The sequence below is a fragment of the Lysinibacillus sp. FSL K6-4013 genome (genome assembly GCF_038630435.1).
In the GTDB taxonomy this organism is placed as follows: domain Bacteria; phylum Bacillota; class Bacilli; order Bacillales_A; family Planococcaceae; genus Lysinibacillus; species Lysinibacillus boronitolerans.
Window position 1 is genome coordinate 684,841 of record NZ_CP152031.1, and the last position, 18,974, is coordinate 703,814.

At 36.3% G+C, this 18,974-nt stretch carries 10 protein-coding genes and 1 pseudogene; 9 read left to right on the top strand and 2 right to left on the bottom strand.

Annotated elements, in window-relative coordinates:
• Positions 1-80 precede the first annotated feature (80 nt).
• From MHB39_RS03305 to MHB39_RS03345, 9 genes and pseudogenes are all read left to right on the top strand, one after another.
• Positions 81-1,229 (top strand): annotated as a pseudogene (locus MHB39_RS03305) (IS3 family transposase).
• A 341-nt stretch (positions 1,230-1,570) separates the two neighbouring features.
• Positions 1,571-1,912 carry a hypothetical protein gene (locus MHB39_RS03310; RefSeq protein WP_342545834.1) on the top strand — a complete coding sequence of 114 codons (342 nt, stop codon included), beginning with the start codon at positions 1,571-1,573 and terminating at the stop codon, positions 1,910-1,912.
• 187 nt (positions 1,913-2,099) lie between these two features.
• Positions 2,100-2,243 (top strand): hypothetical protein, encoded by a 144-nt coding sequence (locus tag MHB39_RS03315; RefSeq protein ID WP_342545836.1) that lies wholly within the window; start codon positions 2,100-2,102, stop codon positions 2,241-2,243.
• 542 nt (positions 2,244-2,785) lie between these two features.
• Positions 2,786-3,514 (top strand): hypothetical protein, encoded by a 729-nt coding sequence (locus MHB39_RS03320; RefSeq protein WP_342545837.1) that lies wholly within the window; start codon positions 2,786-2,788, stop codon positions 3,512-3,514.
• Complete coding sequence (locus MHB39_RS03325) at positions 3,499-3,948, top strand: hypothetical protein (RefSeq protein ID WP_342545838.1); 450 nt, start codon at positions 3,499-3,501, stop codon at positions 3,946-3,948. Before MHB39_RS03320 ends, MHB39_RS03325 begins: the two co-directional genes overlap by 16 nt.
• A gap of 929 nt (positions 3,949-4,877) precedes the next feature.
• The gene (locus MHB39_RS03330; protein WP_342545839.1) at positions 4,878-6,668 is read left to right on the top strand and encodes a 5'-nucleotidase C-terminal domain-containing protein; all 1,791 of its coding nucleotides are present in this window, start codon (positions 4,878-4,880) and stop codon (positions 6,666-6,668) included.
• Between the two features lie 71 nt (positions 6,669-6,739).
• On the top strand, positions 6,740-11,470 hold the full coding sequence (locus tag MHB39_RS03335; RefSeq protein WP_342545840.1) for an endonuclease: 4,731 nt from the start codon (positions 6,740-6,742) through the stop codon (positions 11,468-11,470).
• Between the two features lie 820 nt (positions 11,471-12,290).
• Complete coding sequence (locus MHB39_RS03340; RefSeq protein WP_333006209.1) at positions 12,291-14,183, top strand: stalk domain-containing protein; 1,893 nt, start codon at positions 12,291-12,293, stop codon at positions 14,181-14,183.
• A 66-nt stretch (positions 14,184-14,249) separates the two neighbouring features.
• Positions 14,250-16,742, top strand: a complete 2,493-nt coding sequence (locus MHB39_RS03345; protein ID WP_342545841.1) for an S-layer homology domain-containing protein — start codon at positions 14,250-14,252, stop codon at positions 16,740-16,742.
• Positions 16,743-16,829: 87 nt separating this feature from the next.
• On the opposite strand, the gene MHB39_RS03350 is transcribed toward MHB39_RS03345, so the two are convergent.
• Both MHB39_RS03350 and MHB39_RS03355 read right to left on the bottom strand, forming a co-directional pair.
• Positions 16,830-18,089 carry an HlyD family secretion protein gene (locus MHB39_RS03350; protein ID WP_342545842.1) on the bottom strand — a complete coding sequence of 420 codons (1,260 nt, stop codon included), beginning with the start codon at positions 18,087-18,089 and terminating at the stop codon, positions 16,830-16,832.
• Positions 18,086-18,763 carry a hypothetical protein gene (locus MHB39_RS03355; RefSeq protein ID WP_342545843.1) on the bottom strand — a complete coding sequence of 226 codons (678 nt, stop codon included), beginning with the start codon at positions 18,761-18,763 and terminating at the stop codon, positions 18,086-18,088. Before MHB39_RS03355 ends, MHB39_RS03350 begins: the two co-directional genes overlap by 4 nt.
• Positions 18,764-18,974 lie beyond the last annotated feature (211 nt).

Genomic DNA, 18,974 nt, shown 5'->3' on the forward strand with positions numbered 1-18,974 from the left:
CGGGTTACACAAAACAAAAAAGCATCTTCAATTGAATTTAGGGTAATGTATCCTAATATCTATTGGAGGTGCTTATTTTTATGGGAACGAGAGTGAGTTATCCGCAAGAAGTAAAATTAAAAGCAGTTGAAATGAAGTTACAGGGTATTCCTACAAAGGTGATATTAGCAGAATTAAATATTCGTAATGACACTCAAATAGAAACATGGACACGTTGGTATAAGAATGGTGAAATACATCGTTTCAAACAACCTGTGGGAAAGCAATATACTTTTGGGAAAGGTCCAGATGATCTTTCAGCTATCGAACAGTTGGAGATAGAAATAAATTTTTAAAGCAACGAATTGAAGTTTTAAAAAAGTACGCCGAATTGGAAAGGAAGTGGTTGGACAAGTAATTGTGGAGATAATTGAAAAATTAAAAGAACAAGTAACTGTTCAAGAACTATGTGCAATATTGAATGTCCCTCGATCTACGTATTATAGATGGCGTCAAGAATCCAAACGGATTCAAGGGGCGTACCAATTAGAGAAAAGCGTTGGGGAACTTTGTAAAGCAAATAAATATCGTTATGGTTATCGAAAAATCACAGCTATCTTAAGACAAGATCGGGTTGTGAACCATAAGGCTGTGCAACGTATAATGCAAAAGTATGGTTGGCAATGTCGTGTGAAAGTTAAAAAACGTAAACAAACAGGACAACCACCTTACGGGCTAATAATCTGATGAATCGTGAATTTACATCACAAAAGCGCTTTGAGAAACTCGTTACAGATATTACCTACTTACCTTTTGGCGGGAAAACGTTATATCTATCTAGTATACTCGATTTATTTAATGGTGAAATTATTGCTTATACGATTTCTGATACTCAAAATGTAAATCTTGTGTTAGATACACTTCAGCAATTACCTGTTTTACCGCAAGGTTGTCTTTTACACAGCGATCAGGGGTCAGTTTATACTTCAGCAGCGTATCAAAAAGCAATCAAAGCAAAGGGCATTATCATGAGCATGTCCCGTAAAGGAACGCCCGCTGATAATGCCCCAATTGAATCGTTTCATGCGACACTCAAAGCAGAAACGTTTTATCTCGACGGATTAACTCGAACTACAATGGCCATTGTAGATCAAACCGTAAGAGATTATATAAATTATTATAACAATACTCGTATTCAATTGAAATTAAACAACCAGTCTCCAATTAATTATCGGAAACTGGTTGGGTGATGCTTTTTTGAGACTGTCTCACTAATGGGGTTCAGTCCCAAATCTTGCGTGGGGCTTTTCTTTATGTGCATTTAGCTTATGTAGATATTGTATTGGGTCGTTGCGGTTGGCTAAAAAGTAAGTCAATTAATAAATCAAACAAATCAAAAAGGAATAAAAAGAAAATTATTATACTTTATGTAATAACTAGATTATAATTTAAATGGGGAAATAAGTAAGAAATTTAGTGGCTGACGGAACGCCGTATGCAGTGAAAGCTGCCTGTATGGTGTAGGCTCGATTGAAAGCATAAAAGTGTATAAGACGAGAATAGCACGATTGAACAAGTATTAAATGAGTTAGTGAATAAGAAAATCATATCTCCAATGAATATTTATGGTGTTGCAAAAATATTAACTATTGAGCAACTTAACGGTGTCTATCATATAACTTATGATTTAGAACATAATGGGGTTTCTACAACATTATGTAAAGGCGAAGTTATTACTATCGTAAATAATGTAGCTAATTATAAATATTTCTTTACAAATAAAATAGATACAATTTATACAGATGGTTCTATAAAGGTTGATAATAATACGCTTGTTGTGACATACACTGAAAACAGTGAAAATCCTAATAGTAGCAGTATTAAAATATCTTTTAATCTAGATACTGATACAATCATTGATATAAATAATTAGGGAGTGTTGCTAGTATAGAACTATTGGTTGTACATCTAGAAGAGTTCATCTTTAAAAGATTTCCTGTTCATGAGTTTTACTTTTGTGGCCGAAGAAGTCAAAGATAAATATAGATTATATTATTAGAATAAGTCCTAACATCTTTGGAGGTGTTAGGACTTTTTGTTGTTTTTCAGGAGGAGATGTCATGAAAGAGGAACGTCTAAAAGAAGTACCAGAAAAACGAGTTGATATTGTTCAGGTAAAGGTGAAGTTAATTCGAGAGAAAACGATGCTATATAACATTCATGTACTTAATCAACTGTTTTCATTGTCCAAAGTAATATATTGAATGCTATAGTGCAAGCACTAAGTCAACTGTTTAATATGAACACACTTTTTTGGGTACGAAAAATATGATTTGATTATAAAGATATATGTATGTAATATTTTGGTGTTGTGATTGGCTAAAGGGGGTAAACCTAATATGCAGATAAATCGTAATTTTTAAAAAATAGCAGAAGGAATATTGTATTTTCGAAAGTGAATAAACTATAATTTAAATGGGGAAATGAGTAAGGAATGTTACCGTTGACGGATCGCCGTATGCGGTGAAAGCTCGTTATAAAAACAAGAGATAAAGAGGGATAAGGCGAGAAAAGCATTGATGTAACAGCATTGAAAAATGCACTTGTAAATGCAAATAAACTCTACACACAAGGAGTAGAAGGAATTGAAGTGGGACAATATGAAACGGGTTCAAGATCGATCTTAAAAAACGCTATTGATATTGCCCAGATAGTAGTTGATAATGCTGCAAATTAAACAGCTCAACAATTAGTAGATGCGGAAGATAACCTAAATCAAGCAATATTGGCTTTTGAGAATGGTAAAGTGAAAGCTGGCGATACTACAGCATTAATTTCAGCCATTGAAAAAGCAACAATACTTCATGTGAATACAATGGAAGGTACAGGGATTGGTCAATATGCAGTCGGTAGCAAAGCCGTACTAAAAAATGCTATTGATGCAGCCCAATTAAAGGTTGATAACGTTGCAAGTAAAACAGCACAACAATTAGCCGATGCAGAAGCAACATTCAAGATTTTAGTAGATACTTTTGAAAATAGTAAGGTTGTAGCACTAACAGGATTAGTGAATGTAACAATTGAAGATACTGCAACAGATTCAAGTAATCGTCTAACATTGGAAAATGGTGAGACACTGGTTCTTATATCTAGTGATATAACGAACGCTGTAGTTACTGTAACAAATGATTCAAATGGAACAATAAAAGTAACAGGCGTTGCAGCTGGGGGAACGATTACAGTTACAGTTCAAGTGCAAAAAGATGGACAAATGACAAAAACAGGTATATTTACAGTAACAACAATTGCTTCAGCACTTCCTGTAAGTATGACGAGTAAACCGATAACGAATCTTGATTTTCCAACTGTGCAGGCAACACAAGCGAAACTTGTTAGTAAACCTGTTACAGTAAATGATTTTAATGGAAATCGAAAAGAGTTTACAATTAAGATTAACGGAGATAGCTTCCAATTTATGTTGATTGGAAGCTATCAACTGAATTCCCGAAAGGTGCAGCGATGGGTAGTGTTGTAGAGAGTCATATTCAACAATACTATGTTGACAAAGGTGGATCTACAGCACTGATGAATCGTCCAATTGCAGCATTTGGATTCGATGATACATTCCAAATCAGTGCATTCCAGCCAGGTGCTGCTTCATCATTTGAGTTAGTAGGGCGAGATTGGTCATACTTTTTTGAACAATCCTCGGCACAAAGTATAGATTCGGATACATCTAAAAACAAATCATTCACAATTAGTGATGGAACAGCAACTGCAACGATTCAATTGACTTCCAACTTTGCTACAATGGATGCCATTGTTAATACCATTAATAATCGTTTAACAAACGCTGGAGTAAAGGCAAAAGCAGAAAAAGTAAATGCAACGCAATTTAATATAACATCAACGACACCTATAGGAAACATAATAATTGATGGTGTGAATAAAGCCGACTTTTTTGAATGATTTGAGATGTCAAGGTTTTAAGTAACCAGTCCACTGATGGGACGCCAAAGTAGCTCTATGGAGAGAAATCTCTGTAGGGCTTTTTTTATTGAAACAATAAATAGGTTAATTTACAACTGAAATGTATGGAAATCAAATGTACATTATATCCTTGAATAAGTTCAAATGACTAAACTGTAGTCATTTGAACTTATTCATTTCTGAAAGTATTCCTAAGAGGCAATCCGTGGGAAAAAGAACATGTAATCACAATCGTCCATCATATGACATTCAAATACCTTCACCTGAATATTTAACTAGTATGGAAAGCCGTGTAGAGGAATAGGTATTGATGATTTGGATCATTTGATTTGTACATACATCAAAGAATGGGTGAAAGTTATAGGTGGTTTAGAGGATGAAAGAATTACAACTTTTTATGGAAGGCATGAGTAGATTGATAGGTAAGAAAATATTACTATGCGGAGTATGAATAGCTATTTTTTGGAAAGGAAGAAATCAATGCAACACTATTGATTTTTTTATATTTTATTTAGGCAAAAATATAAATTAAATTGATATTTTTGTTTGCTTTTACTTATTAAATTTACATTAAGAAAATATTATTTGGTTACCAATATGATAAAAAACCAAACGAGTAAATAGAAAAATAGCTCAACAACAATAGTTATAGTGCATACAACCTATTATTTACTCTTATGTAATAATAATTATATGATTTACATTGATTTACATATAAATAAATTACCACTAATATAGCATTAATATATATATGGTTTCATATTATATATGGGGAAGTAAGTTTTAAGAATATTATTGACGGCACGCCGTATGCGATGAAAGTCGCCTGTACGGTGTAGGCCCGAACCGAAAGCTGCAGAGAAGCAGTATAAGACGGGAATAGCGATAAGAATTTTAAGTTGTCATTGATGCATATGAATGACACACATGCAAGTCTAGCAAATGCTGCAAAAACAGTAACAGCTGTAAAGCAAGTAAGAGATGAAAAACCAGAGGCCTTATTATTACATGCGGGTGATGTATTCTCTGGTACATTGTATTTCAATGAATTTAAGGGACAAGCTGATTTAGCAATAATGAATTTAATGAAATATGATGCGATGACGTTTGGTAACCATGAGTTTGATTTAGGTTCAACACCAGAAGGCCATCAGGCATTAGTTGATTTCATTAAAGGAGCGAATTTCCCGTTTATTAGCTCAAATGTTGATTTTTCAGGAGATGAAAAGTTTACAGGCTTATTCTCGGATTTAATTTCAAGTGAACCTGAAAAGGGGAAAATTTATAACGGCGTTATTAAAGAGGTAAACGGTGAAAAAATCGGTATTTTCGGTTTAACAACTGCAGAAACAATTGATATTTCGAGCCCTGGTAATGTTAAATTTGACAATTATATAGCTGAAGCTAAAAAAGCGGTTGAAGCTTTTGAAGGACAAGGAGTCGACAAAATCATTGCCCTCACACATATTGGCTATGATGATAATGCGGCAATTGATAATGATTTAACTTTAGCTAAAGAGGTAGAAGGCATTGATATTATTGTTGGTGGTCACTCACATACAGAGTTAAAAGCTCCAGTGGTGGTAAATAATCAAACACCGACAGTTATAGTACAAGCAAAAGCGAATAACGAATTTGTAGGAACAATAGATGTAGAGTTCGATAAAAATGGAGTAGTGGTAAAAAATGAAGGTAAGCTGATTCCGATTGGTAAATTAGCAGAAGATGAAGATGCAAAAAATGTTTTAGCGCCATTTAAAGAAAAAGTGGATCTAGTAGCTACAGAAGAAATTGGTGTTTCGGCAAATGTAGTTTTAGATAACCCTCGTACTGATGGTGATGATACGAAACCAAGTGTACGTAAAAATGAAACCTTACTAGGTAATTTGATTACAGATGGGATGCTTGAAAAGGCAAAATCATTTACTGGTAAAGATGTTGTGATGGCACTTCAAAATGGTGGAGGTATTCGAGCAGCTATTAATGATGGACCGATTACTGTAGGTGAAGTAATTGAAGTATTACCGTTTGGTAACACATTAGCAGTGATGGATGTTACGGGTGCAGAATTAAAAGCCGCATTTGAGCACAGCTTCAGTCTGTATCCAAAAGAAAATGGAGGATTCTTGCATGTAGCTGGAGCGAAAGTGGAATTTGATTCCTCTAAACCGGCAAATCAACGTGTTGTATCCATTAAGTATAAAGATGAGTCAGGCAACTATGTTGAAATTAATGATACTAAGACTTACACAGTTGCAACAAATGCGTTTACAGCTCAAGGTGGAGACGGCTTTGATATGTTCAGAAAGGCCTATGATGAAGGTCGCGCAACAGATCTTGGATTATTAGATTGGGAAAACTTTAGAGATCATCTAAAAGCGTTACAAACTTTACCAAGTTCTATTGAAGGACGTGTTATAGATGTAGCGTCTAGTCAAACAGAAGAAGTTGCACCTGAAGATTTCAATGGTACAGAAGAGGCACCAAAAGTTTTTGATGGAAATATTCGTGTAGATATTTCAGATGTCTCCGAATTAAAAAACGCAGAAATTAAAGGTGACTTAGTGTTATCTGGAACAGCTGGAGAAGAACTAACTCTTTCTAATATAAAAGTGTCGGGGAATTTAATATTAACTGATCTAGAAGGTGATATTGTCAACTTCGACGGCATTGAAGTAGCAGGAGAAACGGTTCTTTAATAAAAGAGACCTTCTTCGTATAAGGAGAAGGTCTTTTCTATAGCAAATAATTAAAAAGGGGAAAAAAGAGAATGTCGAATAGGAAATGGAAAAAATCATTAAATGCCATGCTAGCAACAAGTTTAGTAGCAAGTATAGCAGTGCCGGCAAATGCAAATGCTGCTGGGTTGGCAACGGATTTGATTATTTCAGAGTATATTGAAGGATCAGGGCTTAATAAAGCGATTGAGCTTTATAATGGTACAGGCGAAACAATTGATTTGAGTCATTATACTTTGGAGTTATATTCAAATGGAAGTACTACTGCAGGGAATACACAAAAATTAACAGGTAGTTTAGCACACGGTGAAACAATTATTATTTATAATAGTGGTGCTGATGACAGCATAAAATCAAAAGGTGGTATATCATCGTCAAGTGTAACCAATTTTAATGGAGATGATGCTATAGTACTGAAAAAATCAGAAAATATAATTGATTCTATTGGACAAGTTGGTCACAATATAAAAACTATGGAGAATATTACTCTTGTTAGAAAAAGTAACATTCAATCCGGGGACGCAATAATTAATGATCCCTTCAATTATTCAAATGAATGGGATAATTATCCGGTAGATACATTTGAGTATTTGGGATCCCACACAATGGATACAGGAGAACCAGGGCAGCCGGAAGAGCCTAAAGCAGATGCTGTAACAGCTTCCCAAGCTCCTGGAACAGTTTCCGCAGGTACAAGCATAGCATTATCTTCCACAACTGAAGGTGCAAAAATTCATTACACAACAAATGGTACAGAACCGACTGTGGACAGTCCTATTTATTCTGAACCAATTGTAATAGAGCAAACAACAACTATTAAAGCAATGGCAGTTGCGGATGGAATGGATAACAGTGAGGTAAAAACGTTCACCTATATAGTAATGGGGGAAGAAGCTATTAGTTCCATTGCTAGTGCAAGAGCTAAAGAAATCGGTGAAACAGTAACGATTAAAGGTGTCGTTGCAGCAAAGCTGAAAAATACTATTTCTGTGCAGGATGAAACAGGAGGAATTGCTGTTCGCCCAACTAGCTTAGACGCACAATTAGGGGACGAAGTAACATTAACTGGAAAATCGGCAGACTTCAGGGGACTTCGTCAATTAGATAGTGCTTCAATTGTTGCAAAAGGCTCCAATATCGGTGTCCCTAAATCGAAAACGATTACTGGTGATGAGGTTACTGAAATCAATGAATCTCAACTTGTTACCGTTGAAGGCATTATACTCACGCTTGATTCAGAAGGAGCAGGATGGAAAAACTATAAAGCAACAGATACTTCTGGTAAAACGTTTTTAGTTCGTGATGAAAGAGCAGATCTAGGTTTATTAGTAGATACAAATTATGAGTCTATAACAGGGATTGTTCAGCAATTTGATAATGACTATCAAATTATTCCACGTGGAGAGGCTGATATTGTTTTAGACAGTACAACATTACAACCAGCAATTGCTTCTCCATCGGGAGGAACATACGTAGGAGCACAAACTATTAACCTTACTGCTACAACCGCTGGAGCGGAAATTTTTTATACATTAGATGGCACACAGCCAACTATAAATAGTACAAAATATGAAGGTCCGATTACAATTAGTGAAAGTACAACAATTAAAGCGATAGTAAAGGCACAAGATGGAACATTAAGTGAAGTTTCTACATTCGACTATAATATTACCGATAGTTTACAAATTCATGATATTCAAGGAGAAGGTCATAAGTCACCTCTTGTAGGAAATGCAGTAGAGGATATTCAAGGGATTGTGACATACACATATAAAATCGGGAGTGGAAATTACTTCCATATGCAGACACCAGATAATTTAAAGGATGATAACCCAAAGACATCCGAAGGGATTATTGTTTATACAGGAAATCAGGTTGTAGCGAAAAAAGGTAATTTTGTAAAGGTGTCAGGTACTGTAGATGAATTCTGGATTGACGGTTATAATGATTCGAAGAAAGAGACTGATTTGTCTGTAACGCAAATTAATGCGAGAAATGACCGTGGTGGTATTATTACAGTAGTAGAAGAAAATGTAGCCCTTCCAGACGCTGTAACAATTGATACAAAAAACCTTCCAGCAAATGTAATTGATAATGATGGCTTTGCAGAGTTTGATCCAGATGAAGATGCTATTGATTTCTGGGAGAGCTTAGAAGGAATGTTTGTAGAAGTAGGGTCAGTAAAAGCTGTTTCTCCACAGGAACATGGCGATTTAATTACTGTGCTTGAGGATAGACAGACTGATACCATTCACGGAGGCGTGAAATTAACAGAGCAATCAGCAAACCCTGACCGAATACAGTTTAAATTATTTGACAATAATGAAGCTAGAAACTTTGAAGTTGCCACAGGAGATAACTTTACAGGCCCAATTCAAGGTGTTGTGAACTACGGTTTCCAAAACTATAAAGTTTATGTCGATTATGATTATATGAAGGCAAAACATCAAAAAGGAAATACAAAGCCTGAAACAACAACGATTACAAAGGATGATAAGAAATTAACGATTGCGTCTTATAACCTTGAGAACTTCTCGAATAATACGAAAGAAACATCGGAAGATAAAGCTCGTAAATTAGCTAGAGCTTTCGTGCAAGATATGAAAAGCCCTGATATTATCGGTGTAACAGAAGTGCAGGATAATAATGGTTCAGAGAGTGGTGATTCCAAGGCAGATCAAAGCTATCAACGTTTAATTAATGCAATTAAGACAGCAGGTGGCCCTAAGTATAAATACTTAAATATAGACCCGGTGAATAATTCAGATGGTGGAGCGCCAGATGCCAATATCCGTGTTGGTTTCCTTTACAACCCTGCACGTGTAGCATTACCAGATGGTATCCAAGCTGGGAATGCTACAACAGCTGTGGATTATCAGGATGGAAAATTAACGCTTAATCCAGGACGTATTGATCCAACAAATGCAGCATTTATTAGCAGTCGTAAACCATTAGCAGCACAATTTACGTTCCAAGGTGAAGATGTAATTGCGATTGTTAACCACTGGAATTCAAAATCTGGCGATACACCGTTATTTGGTCAAGTGCAGCCTCCTGTGTATGAAAGTGAAGTACAACGCAAAAAAATCGCTCAAATTGTTTATAATTTTGTAGAGGATATTAAAAAGAAAAATCCGAACGCCAACATTGTATCAGTAGGTGATTTTAACGATTTTCAGTTTACAGATGCTTTAAGAACCCATGAAGGTCAATTAATGACGAATATGATTAATAAAGTAGACCCAGCTGATCGCTACACATACTTGTTCCAAGGGAATTCACAAGTATTAGACCACATTTTGGTATCGAATAATTTAGTAAATAAAACAGAGATTGATATTCTGCATATCAATGCAGACTTTACAGATATGGCAGGTCGTGCGAGCGACCATGATCCAGTGATGGTTCAAATTGATTTGAAAAATGACTCAAGTGTTGAACCAATCCAAGCTGAAAAGGTCTATAATTTTAAGATCTTTAAAACAGATAATTTGACGATTACAAAACCAAGTGTGGCAGTACATTTAGATGCTCAATCTGTTATTACAAAGGGTATTCTCTTTAAAGGCAACTATGCTGAATTACATGGTGAAGGATTTAAGACAACAGATGTGACAATAAATCCTGAAAATGCTGGCGCAATTATTGATTTAAAAGGCAATGCTATGAAATCTATCACAATTGACGGTTCAAATGTGAGCGAAATTAGGGGGGCTGATAATATTGATATCCAATCAATAAAATATATCAATGGTGCAGTTCCAGAGAAAATTAAATTTACTGATTCAAAAGGGGGTCCCATTGTGGATCCTTCTTTACCTTCTGAAAACAAGCAACCTATCATTAAAAAGCCTATTACAAATAAAACGGTGACTGCTGGAGAGGAAATTCAGCTTGATTTAACAGATCACTTTTCTGACCCGGATGGTGATGACCTTACTTTTACTTCTACAAAAGGCTCTATAAACGGAAAGATACTAACACTTAATTTAAAAGAGGGTAGTCATATTGTTGGGGTTACAGCATCAGATGGTAGAAGTAGCGTTACTACAAATTTCAGTGTGACAGTATCCACATCGAATGATTATTATGCAGGTGCATTGAATAAAGAAGGACAGGCATTAAAAAATGCACTACATGATATTATCTCTAAGCAAAAAGTACTTTCTTATAGTAATGTTTGGGATGCCATAAAATATACTGATGAAGATCCAAATAATTCGAGTAATGTCATCTTATTTTATTCTGGAAAATCCAGTTCTAAGACAAACAGCGGTGGGAATGTAGGGAACTGGAACCGAGAGCATACTTGGGCGAAATCGCATGGGAATTTTGGAACTAGTAATGGGCCAGGTACAGATATCCATCATTTACGTCCTACTGATGTGCAAGTCAATAGCTCTAGAGGAAATTTAGACTTTGACAATGGCGGAAGTCCTGTAGCAGGTTGTAATGGTTGTTTGAAAGATTCAGATTCATTTGAACCGCCTAATCGGGTAAAAGGTGACGTTGCACGAATGTTATTTTATATGGCAACGCGTTATGAAGCAGGAGATAAAGTAAATCTTGAATTAAATGAGAAGGTCAATAACGGTACCGCTCCTTATCACGGTAAACTTTCAGTTCTTTTACAGTGGCACAAGCAAGACCCTGTCGATAATTATGAAAAACAAAGAAACAATAGAATTTATGAAGTCCAAGGCAATCGCAATCCATTTATCGATCATCCTGAATGGGTAGAGATGATATGGAAATCTAAATAAATAACATTTATTCTTCTACTCCTTATGGAGGAACTAGTGAATGACCAAATGCATGAAAGTAATCTTGTGATTATTGTAAGGCCCTAAAAACATTATTATTATTTATATTTGTATATGTAATTGTTTATTAGAAGATAGGTATAAATAAAACTTTCTTAAGCACTCTCAATTGGGGGTGCTTTACTTATTGCTTTTACCACTTCGATTTGGGGAAAGTAACTATTTCTAGATAATTTTGTAGGAATTATGTAAGTGAAGAATTCTTGAGAATACAAACTCTTCAAATAACCAATTCAATTATACCTTGATGTCTACAAATTATTTTAAGAATAGTGAGTGATAGTGATATAGAATCCTTTGTTATTACCTCTAATTACTTAATACGATTACATCTTCCAACCTAGTGATTTTATGAAGGTAGTAATCCTCACAAATTTTCATTTTTTCTCCCAAAAGTTAATGTAACTTTTTTTAATATAACGAGTCTACTTACTAGAAATACTATTTAATTTAGATTACAAAGTGACCAAATCAAATATTATTCATACATAGATGGAAATGAATTTTTTAATAATCAGCTTTATTTCTTTAAATTTCATTGCAAAGGAGGTTATATAAAAGAATTTATTCAGAGGCAATAAGTTTGATAGAAAATATGCATGGTATTTTGGAATACCTTTTATCTTACATGAAGCTTTTGAAGGAGAAAGGCTAGCACTCTAGTACCGAATTCTACTTTATTCGATAAAAATCCCACATTTTGGGCTTTGTTCATGTTAAGATGGTAGAGACGATTTTAAGAGGAAAAAAGGAGATTGAGATGTTTAGAAAACTAAAGACTACATGTATTGTATCAGCAGTTGCGTTGGCTACGATTTTGCCAGGACAAGCGTCTGCATCAGCTACTAGTAACAAGGGAATTCAGATAAAAAACAATGTTTCGATTACGATTAATGGAGAAGCAATCAATGTTAATGATCCTATTTTAAACAAGTCGGACTTCTTATTATTACCAATGCGTGCATTATATGAAGCGGTTGGTGCAAGTGTGGATTGGGATAAGGAAACGTTGACTGCATCGGCGATTCGCAATGGTAAGATGGTTGATTTAACGATCGATTCGAAGACGGCTTTAGTAGATGGTCAAGAGGTAGCAATGGATGTTGCGCCATTTATGTATAAGGATCGTACTTATATGCCATTACGTTTCGTCAGTGAAAACTTTGATGGTGTTGTGAATTGGGATGAGGCTACCCAATCGGTAGATATTACATTATCAGATGAAACAACAGCACCACCGCAGGAAGACCCATATATCTTACATATCAATAATAAACGTATTGTCATGAAAGATCCGATTGTTTCAAAGGATGGAAGAACCTATTTACCTGCTAGCTATATTTATGATTATTTAGATGATTCATCTGGCACTTGGCAACCTGATGGTTCCTTTGAATTGTTAATTGGTGGGATGAGCTTTATTTTCAATGATAACAGCAATCAGGCTCTGATTAACAATGAGGCAGTGACAATGATCGAAAAGCCATTTATACAAAAGGGCAAAATGTATGTTCCTGCTAAGTTTCTTGTGGATGCATTAGGCGGGAATTTGCGTTATATCACAGAAAAGAAAGAAATGTATATTTATGTATATCGTTATATGTATACAAGCTCTTTCCTTGAAAAATCATACGGCACTACGTCATCGCCAGAGGTTGTTCCTTCTGCTCGTTTAGAAGGGGATCGTGATCTATTTATTAGTGATAATCCAGAAACATTAACACGCAAGCTTGTACCAATAAATAATGTAACACTTGCACAATACGACGTAAAACCAACGACAGCAATGAATAAGCACCGTGTCTTTGGCTGGCACTATAACACGCTAGGAACAGATGTCAATATTGGCATTACTGTCCAAAACAAGTCTATGACAGAGAGCATTAAAGTGACTGACTCGAAAGGCATTAACCAAAAAACTGGTAATAGCTGGGTAGGTCATGATATTGGTTTAACAATTGCGGATGCTGTATTAAATAATAAACTAAAAAAATCAGAGAGTAGTGGCATTGTTATCGCACCAGGTGAAACGAAGCTAATTGAAACATATGACCTACACTATGATTATATTATCGGCTTTTTACATGATTTAGATATTCAAGCAGTCAATGGTGGAAAACCTGAGTATACAATACGTACAGTGCTTTCAAAGGATAATACGGATTTAACAACAATCAAATCGGACCAGGTTGCGGTGGATGAGTATGCGAAACATCCAAGAGGTGCGTGGCCAAGTGCTACAATTCTAGCAGAGCTACCAGCCTATACAGTAGATACTCCTGAGGTAGGCTATAACATTTCTAATGGCCGTACAGACCATCTACAAACGGCTGAAAATTCACTTTCTCAGATTAATGGTGCTGTAGGAAACCCAGGTCACTTCGGTATGAACTACAAAGTTTCCATTCCAGTTGTCAATCCAACAGGCTCTACAAAAACGATTAAGCTGAAACTAGCTGGTCGAGGAGGATTATACAGCGGAGCGATTAAGGTGAATGGCAAAGTGTATTTAGTGCCTTCTTTAAGAGTAGGGGCAGAGTATGTTGAATTACCAGATTTCAAGATGAAGGGTTCGAAAGATACGATTGAATTAGAACTAATGCATGCTGGTGGTGTCAATCTTCCAGTAGCGATCTATGTAGAAACAAAATAAAAAAGTCACTGGCACGGGCCTTGTGACATGGTACGTGCCATACTTTGAATTAATTCGGAGTGAAAAATGGCAAGAAAACTAATAACGATTATTGTTGTCCTATTCATGCTTACACTAACAGTTAGCCCCATTAATGGACAAGCTGCTGGTTTAGGCAATAAAGTCAGTGAAGTTAAAACAGAGGTTTCACCACAGGTAATCCATTCACAGCAAAACTATACGTCAGGTTCTATACGTCAGTTTGTAAATGTTTTAGATGTCAATTTAAATAATACATATACAAAACTAGAAATTGGTATGCCTAATCCTATTAATTCATTAAAGACAACATCAGCGATGGCTAAGCAAAACACCTTTGATGGGCACCGCGTTGTTGGAGCTGTTAATGCCTCTTACTTTTTAGGAAATGGTATGCCTGCGAACTTGTTAGCAGAAAATAATGAAATTGTGAACTATGGTATTTTGGGAGATACATATGATAGCCCAACACAAAAGCCAGTTGCATTTGGTTTATCGAAATCAGGGAAAGCGATAGCAGACTATTATTCTACGAATCTAACTTTCCAAGTGAATGGCAAAAGCTATCCTATTGATCTTATTAATAGTGAACGAGGAACAAATAAAAACGTTTTATATACACCTGATAAAAGATCAACAGGGACAAATACATGGGGTGTAGAACTTGTTGTGTCGGGCGCTAGCCAAGATACAAGCACCTTGCATTTTGGTGACCAGTTCTCAGGCACAGTATCACATGTAACAGCCTATGGAGCAGAAGGTAACTCGACTGTCCCAGCAGATGGCTTTGTTATCTCTGTACAAAATAAAGAATTAGCTGCTGAATTAAGTAGTATTACAGCAGGTACAAGCGTGGATGTCAGCTTATCAATCGATCAAAAATGGATGGATGCACAGTTCATTTTAGCTGCTGGACCGATGCTTGTGCGTAACGGTAAAGTGGATATTTCTATGCCAACGAATTCAGGGTTTGCTTCCACACGTAGCCCACGTACAGCGGTAGCTATCGATGCTACAGGTACAAAGGTATCTCTTGTAACGATTGATGGTCGCATAAGTGGTCATAGTAACGGTGTTAATTTATCAGATTTAGCTGCTCATTTAATTTCGGTGGGTGCTACTTCGGCTATTAACCTAGATGGAGGCGGCTCTACAGCAATGGTCGTGCGTAATCCAGGGGGTTATTTCGCCAATCTCGTAAATAGACCATCAGAGGGCAGTGAGCGTCGTGTATCAGCGATTTTACAGGTTGTGAATACAGCGCCACCAGGGAAAGTAAAATCCATTACGTTAAGTAGCGTTGGTCAAGTAATGAAAGGTTCTTCTGTAGATATGCAGGTTGTAAGTGCCTATGATCAATACTTGAATCCAATGACCATCAACCCAGCAAATATGAACTGGTCAGTTGAAGGTAATATTGGCAAGATGGACGGTGCAACCTTCACAGCAACACAAAAGGGTGAAGGGAAAATTATTGGAGAGTATGAAGGTATTCGTACGTCTACAGCTGTGAAAGTAGTAGATCTAGCAGAAAAACCTATTGTACTAGATAACTTTGATAATACGTCATCTTGGACAACAGAAGTGGCGAAAGCTAGTGCTTCATTAGCAAGCTCTAAAGAGTATGCAAGACAGGGAGCTGCTAGCTTACAATTAAACTATGATTTCACAACAGCAGGCACAGGCACAAAAGCAGCCTATATGGTTGCGAAAACACCAATTGCTATTTCAGGGCAGCCTAAAAATATCGGTCTTTGGGTATTTGGCGATGCTGGTAAGCATTGGCTAAGAGGCGTTGTGATTGATGGTACTGGAGCTAAGCATACAATTGATTTTACAAGCCAGGGTGGTTTAGACTGGAGTGGTTGGAAGTACGTAACGGCGAATATTCCGAGTGACTTACCTCAGCCATTGAAATTCGAGCGTATGTATGTTGCTCAGCCAACAGCTTCTCTTCAGAAGAAAGGTCAGCTGTATTTCGATCAGTTACAAGCAGTTTATAAAGACAATCATGAGGAATTAGTTTATACAGATGTGACAAAAGGGCATTGGGCATTTTCAGAAATCCAAAGTCTATACGATCAATCCCTTATTAAAGGATACTCAAATGGAACGTTCAAACCAGAGGCATCCATTACACGTGCAGAGGCAGCTACGATTATTGCCAGAGCGCTGAATCTAACGACTACGAAGGATTCTAGCTTTAAAGATGTAAGTAAGAGTCATTATGCATACAGTGCCATTGCCGCAGTTGAGCAGGCTGGCATTATTAAAGGGCAAGAGGCAGGAAAGTTTAATCCAAACGGACAGCTTTCACGTGCTGAAATGTCTGCCATTTTAACAAGAGCCTATAAATTAACAGGTACAAGCAAAGTAAGCTTCTCAGATGTGAAATCAACACATTGGGCATACAGCCATATCCAAGCACTTGTCGCAAATGATTTAACTGGAGGCTTCCCAGATAACACATTTAGACCAGATGCACAAATTACACGTGCTCAATTTGCAAGTTTCTTAAATAGGTGTTTATCATTAAAATAAAAATGACGAATCCCCTGTAGTAATCTACAGGGGATTTCTATTGTAAAAAAAACCGCCTTGTCCATAAAAGGACGAGGCGGATTTGGATTAGAAAACGATATATTTCACATATTGCTTCCAAGTTAATTCTTTAAAATGGCTCCATTGTATTTTCTCAACAGGTAATGTTCTGAAGGTATAGGCTTCGAGATTACGTTTCTCATTCGAGAGCATTGGCGTACCTTCATCAAGATAATCCATAAAAATAGCTGACTTAGCCGTTTTAAATTGCACATTGACATCAATTAGCTGAATTTTACCGTCCTGATTGATGATATATAACTTTTTGTTCCCTTTTTTAGCTGTAGCTAGCCATGATTTATCGACTTTATAAGAATCAAATGCTTCGTTGACAATAATAGAGGCTTTGCCAGTTGTCGAAAATGGGATGTCCTCGAGTGGGGCATCTTGCTGTAAGGTCACTTCATAATTAGTTGGTTGTGGTAAGGTAGCGGTTCTGGCTAGCTCATTTGCCCAAACTGTCTGATCGTCAGTAGCAATCGTTTGTTTTTCTAATACGATGCCAGATAGATCATCCTTGACATGTTTCACCTTGAAATCTACAGTTTGCCCTTCCTCCACCTTTTGCCATTCCTTTTCTGATAAATAGGCATACATTGCTTTTTCATTCGAATAGATTTCAAAAGTTAGCGCACCAGCTTCTTCCTTAATCGCTGCCACCACACCATCAATAGGGCTGACAATACCCTGACGAGATTGAATTTGTGTAATTTGGGCTTCAAGTAATGCAATTTGACGATTTGTTTCAGCAATATGTCGGTTTAACAGCGCAACTGCTGTCGAAGCAGAATTTTGTTGAGCAAGCTCTAATTTTAGCGTTACGGATAGCTTATCATTGATTTGATCCGTATTAATGGAGCTTTTTGGATTAGAAGCGTCTCCATATTCATCCTCAATTTGATCAAGTGCATCCTGTAAATCTTGTAGTTCTGTTTCATAGGCTGTGCGTTCAGATTCAAGCTTAGTTAACTCCTCGTCCACCTCATCTGTTTTATAGGTAGCGAGTACATCATTCATCATCACTTCTTGGCCACGCTTTACATTCACAGCTGATAAGTTAGTTGCATCCGCAGTAATTGTGTATGTCTCAGCAGGTGCTACAATAGTTTCTTTAGTAACACGCTCTGTATTTGTGCCGACATAAGCCTTTTGAAACTCATCGATAAAGTAGGATCGTGTCACACTGCTATTATCTTTAAAAACAAAATAAGCATTTATACTGATTACTAGCAATGCTAACACGATGGTCATAGTTGTCCATGGTCTTGTTTTGATAAATGCCATCATCCTAACCCCCTAGCAATCCATTCTTTAATTGGTAGCACACTGATCAAGCCTACAAAAAGGGCCATAAATAGCTGCACAGCAATCAATTTGATTACTAACATTTTTCTACTAGCTTCTTCCTCCCATTTCGATAGGAAGAGATACTGAACAATAATGATTAAAACCGTTGTTACCGTCAACTGATTGATCGTAAATAACACGAAATCTGTTTCAATCACCTGTAAGGCAGCAGGAGCCAAGGAGAAGAAAGAAAACATGGTCGTATAGCCTACTGCATAGAAAACAGCAAAGAGGACTGCTTTTTCAATTAATAGAAAGGCCACAACATAAAGCTGGACTCTTTTTATCCAAGTATAAGGAATGTCCGTTAATAGATGTAATAGATAGGTAACACCATAATAGTGGAAGCAAAAATAGACGATTGCCCATAAAACGGCACCAAGCATCGAAAGTATACGTGCTACATAGTATTCATTTTGTAAATCCTTTGCGAATAAGGACGTTAAATTTTCTGTCCCCATTCCCCAGTATTCGCGAGCAGCAAACAACAGGATGAAAAGAATGAACACCGTTAGTACTCTTTTTTTATATCCGATGACCTCGCCTTCCTCTACGATGCTAGTAAAGTAGGTAGGATTTTTTAAGCTATGCCAGAACTTATAATGGTAAAACATAAAACAGCGTCCTTTCTTCCAAAATAGGATATCAAAGTTGTAGTATACACCTTGTAAAGATATTATGACATATGAAAATAGCTGTTTTTTTCCAATAAATTCATTGAAAAAACATAATCTCTTATTATATGTCAATTGATGAAAACCTTATATAACACCATTGTATAGTATAATTGAAATAACTTCCTGTTTTTCTAGCTAGTAATTTAGA

Bases quoted from the DNA above. Each gene is read 5' to 3' on its own strand.
- MHB39_RS03315 (WP_342545836.1), top strand. From the start codon at position 2,100: ATGAAAGAGGAACGTCTAAAAGAAGTACCAGAAAAACGAGTTGATATT.
- MHB39_RS03330 (WP_342545839.1), top strand. From the start codon at position 4,878: ATGCATATGAATGACACACATGCAAGTCTAGCAAATGCTGCAAAAACA.
- MHB39_RS03340 (WP_333006209.1), top strand. From the start codon at position 12,291: ATGTTTAGAAAACTAAAGACTACATGTATTGTATCAGCAGTTGCGTTG.
- MHB39_RS03355 (WP_342545843.1), bottom strand. From the start codon at position 18,763: ATGTTTTACCATTATAAGTTCTGGCATAGCTTAAAAAATCCTACCTAC.
- MHB39_RS03345 (WP_342545841.1), top strand. From the start codon at position 14,250: ATGGCAAGAAAACTAATAACGATTATTGTTGTCCTATTCATGCTTACA.
- MHB39_RS03325 (WP_342545838.1), top strand. From the start codon at position 3,499: ATGGGTAGTGTTGTAGAGAGTCATATTCAACAATACTATGTTGACAAA.
- MHB39_RS03350 (WP_342545842.1), bottom strand. From the start codon at position 18,089: ATGATGGCATTTATCAAAACAAGACCATGGACAACTATGACCATCGTG.
- MHB39_RS03335 (WP_342545840.1), top strand. From the start codon at position 6,740: ATGTCGAATAGGAAATGGAAAAAATCATTAAATGCCATGCTAGCAACA.